This is a genomic window from Microcoleus sp. BR0-C5, from assembly GCF_036705045.1.
Classification (GTDB): Bacteria; Cyanobacteriota; Cyanobacteriia; order Cyanobacteriales; family Microcoleaceae; genus Microcoleus.
In genome coordinates this window covers 41,915-47,033 of sequence record NZ_JAUBTR010000056.1, presented here as the reverse complement: position 1 = coordinate 47,033, position 5,119 = coordinate 41,915, and the positions used below count along the sequence as shown (strand labels likewise).

5 protein-coding genes are annotated in these 5,119 nt (G+C 45.5%); 3 read left to right on the top strand and 2 right to left on the bottom strand.

Annotated elements, in window-relative coordinates:
- The first annotated feature begins 151 nt into the window (after window positions 1-151).
- Window positions 152-754: an urease accessory protein UreG gene (gene ureG, locus QUB08_RS22850; RefSeq protein ID WP_333227381.1), complete on the top strand. Its 603-nt coding sequence runs from the start codon at window positions 152-154 to the stop codon at window positions 752-754.
- On the opposite strand, the gene QUB08_RS22845 is transcribed toward ureG, so the two are convergent.
- Together QUB08_RS22845 and murG are read right to left on the bottom strand one after the other, a co-directional pair.
- A complete protein-coding gene (locus QUB08_RS22845) occupies window positions 751-1,365 on the bottom strand; it encodes a hypothetical protein (protein WP_333227379.1) in 615 nt (204 codons plus the stop codon). The two genes, ureG and QUB08_RS22845, sit on opposite strands and share 4 nt — an antisense overlap.
- 76 nt (window positions 1,366-1,441) lie before the next feature.
- The gene (murG, locus tag QUB08_RS22840; protein WP_333227377.1) at window positions 1,442-2,506 is read right to left on the bottom strand and encodes an undecaprenyldiphospho-muramoylpentapeptide beta-N-acetylglucosaminyltransferase; all 1,065 of its coding nucleotides are present in this window, start codon (window positions 2,504-2,506) and stop codon (window positions 1,442-1,444) included.
- A gap of 218 nt (window positions 2,507-2,724) precedes the next feature.
- On the opposite strand from murG, the gene QUB08_RS22835 reads away from it, so the two are divergent.
- Both QUB08_RS22835 and QUB08_RS22830 read left to right on the top strand, forming a co-directional pair.
- Entirely contained in the window at window positions 2,725-3,630 is a 906-nt protein-coding gene (locus tag QUB08_RS22835; protein WP_333227375.1) for a nuclear transport factor 2 family protein, read from the top strand.
- A gap of 221 nt (window positions 3,631-3,851) precedes the next feature.
- Entirely contained in the window at window positions 3,852-4,640 is a 789-nt protein-coding gene (locus QUB08_RS22830) for an SDR family oxidoreductase (protein WP_333227373.1), read from the top strand.
- The last annotated feature ends 479 nt before the right edge of the window (window positions 4,641-5,119 follow it).

The following is a 5,119-nucleotide window of genomic DNA, read 5'->3' as shown; positions in this document are numbered from 1 at the left end:
GAAGGAAGAAGGAAGAAGGAAGAAGGAAGAAGGAAGAAGGAAGAAGGAAGAAGGAAGAAGGAAGAAGGAAGAAGGAAAAAACTATGCCCAACCAATGCCCGATGCCCGATGCCCGATGCCCGATGCCCGATGCCCAATTACCAAAATAATTATGAGTGCTTTTCGTGTAGGAATTGCTGGGCCGGTTGGTTCGGGGAAAACTGCTTTACTGGATGCTTTGTGCAAGGCGCTGCGGCAGCAGTACCAGATTGCGGTTGTTACTAATGATATCTATACTCAGGAAGATGCTCAGTTTTTGGTTCGGAGTCAAGCTTTAGAGAGCGATCGCATTTTGGGCGTAGAAACAGGAGGCTGTCCCCACACAGCCATCCGCGAAGATGCTTCCATTAACTTAGTAGCTATAGAAGAGTTAGAACAAAAATTCACTGATTTAGATTTAGTATTTGTCGAAAGCGGCGGCGATAACTTGGCGGCAACGTTTAGCCCAGAGTTAGTAGATTTAACAATTTACGTAATCGATGTCGCAGCAGGCGATAAAATTCCACGAAAAGGCGGCCCAGGAATTACTAAATCTGATATGTTGGTAATTAATAAAACAGACCTCGCACCTTATGTAGGAGCAGACTTAGGCGTGATGGAACGGGACGCGAAAAAAATGCGCGGCGACAAACCTTTTGTTTTTACTAACCTGAAGACAAAGGAAGGATTAGAATCAGTAGTTAACTTTGTTAAGTTGAATATTGGTGATAATTAGGGATTAAGCGCGCGATCGTCCATTCCCAATGCTAAAATTCCCAAAATTTTACCCAAATTGGTAAGCAAAGTTTCGGTTGTCTCAACAAAAACCGCTTGTCCTTCGAGTTTTAAGAATTTCCACCTATCTCCTGTAGTGACAGCCCCATAAATTGTGGTAATCTCATTACCTTCGCGCTCGTTGAAGATTTTAGCTGCTAGCATTTCAGCTATGCACTGTCCCAATCCCGAATTAATGTTTTCCTTTTTAGCCTCTACAATAGCAATGACTGGGGCTTTTACAATCAACAATTCTGGCGATCGACTTATCAAAAAATCACAACTCCCATTCAGCCCTCTTTCAGCATCTACAGTAAAATCAATGCCAGAAAATAAGCTCACGCGATGGTGCAAAAGTTTTCTCACTTCCATTAAAATCGGCGCGATAATCAGTTCCGAACGCGATTTTTCTGTATTGCTACCGAGAGCTACAGGCAGATTTTCTTGCAAAGTTTCTGTCAGTAATCTGCTGTACTCTAACTCTGGTGCAGGAGTGAAGATTTCGACTATTTCAGAATAAGCTAAGTCAAAGGTTTTCAAAACTCTGTCTAAATTAAAGTCACTGTATGCCATTTGACTTTCTCCGGGTTACAAATTATCGTTAAGCGAAGCTATCCCGAAGGGAATCGCCTATTTACTTTAACACTCCCTACCGTACTACCAATTCCCTGACCAAATTTGCCAAACGTTCTGTACTGTCTGTCACCGCTAATTGAGCAGCAGCTTGAGACATTTTTTCCAAGTATTCGGAATCTCTTAACAAATACAACACTTTGCTTTGCAATACCTCTGCTGTCAGTTCGCTTTGACGGAATACCACAGCGGCGCCGGCTTTAGCAAATACTTCCGCATTAAATCTTTGGTGGTCGTCAGCGGCGTGAGGAAAAGGAATTAAAATAGAAGGTACGCCCGTCACTGCTAATTCTGTCATGGCACTGGCGCCCGATCGACTAATTGCTAAATTTGCTCGCTGCAACAAACTCGCCACATTGTCGTAAAATGGCATTGACAAATATTGCTCGTGTTTCAAACTCTCGGCATCCGGGTCATTATTTCCGGTGAGGTGAACCACCCAAGCACCGGCATCAAACCAAGCCGGAGCACACTCGCGCACTAACTTATTGACGGCGACAGCACCTTGAGAGCCGCCCATGACTAAAATTACAGGTACACTGTCAGGAATTGGCAAATTGAGAGGTTGGGGGGCGAGGAATTGCGATCGCACCGGCGTACCAGCAACCACGGTTTTCGCGCGGGGTAAATGCTGGGCTGCTGCTTCAAATCCGATCGCCACAGCAGTGCACAAAGGACTAAACCAGCGCGTCACTTTCCCCGGAATGGCATTAGATTCATGGAGAATCACCGGCAAACCCAAAGAGCGAGCCGCTAGAATTGCCGGTGCTGCGATGTAACCGCCGGTAGTAAAGACTCCCTGAAAATTTCCCGCTTTGAGCAACTTCCGCACATGAAGGATCGAGCCGACGAGTCCGCCCAAAATTCGCACTGTACCTAGTCCAAATCGCTGCTGAAAGCCTTCAACGGCGATCGTGTGGAGGGGGTAAAGGGATGAAACTAACTCGGTTTCCATGCGATCTGGGACTCCTAGCCATTCGATCTGACAGTCGTTCAACTGACTAGCGGTGGCGATCGCAGGAAATAAATGTCCACCAGTGCCGCTAGCTGCAACCAACAACCGGAGGGGGGCTTTTGTCAAGGTTTTTGTTTCTTTTACAAGTACAAGTTCCACAGGTCAATCGATTTTATATTGGAGGTTTTAGATTATTATGCTTATTATTCCGGCAGTTTCAGCCAATTTTCAATCAGCAATCTAAAATTAGATTGTGCCGTGTCCGTCCTTCCGTTGTCAGTGTTCGTTGCAGGCGAACAGTTGCCCGCGCCACGACTCCTGACAAATAACCAAATTATCACCTAATGCGTAATTTTTTGAATTTAGTGCCAAGTGCATCTGAGTATTTTTCCAGCCGTCGGGACAAAAAAGCCGATCAGGCGATCGTTTTTGGCTTTAACTGCGGGCAGTCGATCGCTCAAATGTTGTTATGTTTAACAGTGGTAAGTGCTGGCGTGCTGCATCAAGGTGCGGCAAGAGCGATCGGTGCGATCGGGGCGACTCCCCAAACGATCGCCCAAACCCCTGCCAATGCGCCTGCCCCACTCACAAAAGTGCTAACTGAAATTGACGCAGCGGCCAACCGGCGCGATGTCAAAGCAGTCATGGCATTTTACAGCCCGAGTTTCACTCATTCTGACGGCTTAAACAGCCGCATCATGGAAAAAGCCCTCACCCAACTCTGGGAGAGATATCCAAGTTTAAATTATCGCACCGAGATCAAATCTTGGAAAACCGAAGGTAGCGCGATTATTGCAGAAACCATAACTACAATTGCCGGCACTCAAAAAAAGGATGGCAGAGAATTAAGTCTCAAAGCTACCATCCGTTCTCAGCAGCGCTTTGAAGGCGAAAAAATAGTTAGTCAAGAGATTTTAGCCGAACAAACTCAGCTTACTTCTGGCCAAAATCCTCCCACAATTCAAGTGAATTTGCCGGAGCAAGTTAAGGTGGGCGAAGAGTACCATTTTGATGCCATTGTTCGAGAGCCGATCGGCGATGATATTTTAATAGGGACTGTTTTGGAGGAACCCATTACCGAAAAAACTTTTTTTAATCCCTCAGAAGTCGAGCTGGAGTTGCTAAATTCCGGGGGAATTTTCAAAGTAGGTAAAGCTCCGGCTACGCCCGAAAATCTGTGGGTTTCAGCAGTTTTGATGCGACAAGGTGGAATTGCAACAGTTAGTGTGCGATTGCGGGTTGTCAAGTAATAAAATAGGTGTTATGGGTTATTTGGGTAATTTCTGTAGTGGCGGTTTAAGTAAAATCTCTAATACAAATGAGAGAACCCGGTAAACCAGCCCCTACAAGAATTATGGTTAATTGACCCGACTTGATTTTATACTAAATAAAAACTCAGTTTTTTCTCTTACTTCCTCTCTCTGCGCCCTCTGCGCCCTCTGCGGTTAATACATCTTCCTGATTATTAAAAATGATTTCTATCCAAAATCAAATTGTTTTCATTACAGGTGCGAGTAGCGGTATTGGAGCAGCCTGTGCCAAGATATTCGCCAAAGGTGGAGCCAAACTAATTTTAGCAGCCCGCCGCCTTGAAAAGCTCGATCTACTAGCAAACGAACTTGTAGAAACAAAATTGATTGCATCGGCGAACGAGATTTATTTGGTAGAATTGGACGTGCGCGATCGCCCGCAAGTTGAATCCGCGATAGCTGCACTTCCCGATGCCTGGAAAAACATTGATATTCTGATTAACAATGCGGGATTGAGCCGTGGTTTAGACAAACTGCACGAAGGCAACTTTCAAGATTGGGAAGAAATGATTGATACCAATGTTAAAGGCTTGCTTTACATGACTCGCTCGATCGTGCCGGGAATGGTAAGCCGAAACCGCGGCCACGTAGTGAATATCGGCTCAATAGCAGGCCGCCAAGCTTATCCGAAAGGTAATGTTTATTGCGCTTCCAAAGCAGCGGTGAGAGCGATTTCCGAAGGCTTAAAACAAGACCTTTTAGGAACACCCGTGCGAGTGACGGAAATAGAGCCTGGTTTGGTGGAAACAGAATTTAGCAATGTCCGGTTTCACGGCGATTCAGAAAAAGCAAAAAATGTCTATCAAGGATTGACACCGCTGACTGCGGACGATGTGGCTGATGTCGTGTATTTTTGCGCGACGCGATCGCCCCACGTCAATATTAGCGAAATCTTGCTAGTTCCGACAGACCAAGCGAGTGCAACTCTGGTTCACCGAAAAGAGTTGTGAGTTTTTAGTGGTAAGTGTCCGGATTGCGATCGAATTCTCAGGAAGCTTAATTGGTAGATGCACCCTGATTAATTAACTCCCGACCAATTTTGGCCGGGTTTTTTTTTGAGCGATCGCCCCCCTCGCCAGAAATTCTCCTAAATTCTGCCAAAGTGTCCTGAAAGAGGTGCTGTGAGGCCGGAGACTAAATTAGTAGATGCACCCTGATTAAATAACTCCCGACCAATTTTGGTTTGGGGTTTTTTTTTGCCGTATCGAGGGTGATGCTGAATAAAGTTTGAGGTTGTCCGGATTGCGATCGAATTCTCAGGAAGCTTAATTGGTAGATGCACCCTGATTAATTAACTCCCCGCCAATTTTGGTTTGGGGTTTTTTTTTGCGGTATCGAGGGTGATGCTGGAGAAAGTTTGAGGTTGTCCGGATTGCGATCGAATTCTCAGGAAGCTTAATTGGTAGATGCACCCTGATTAATTAACTCC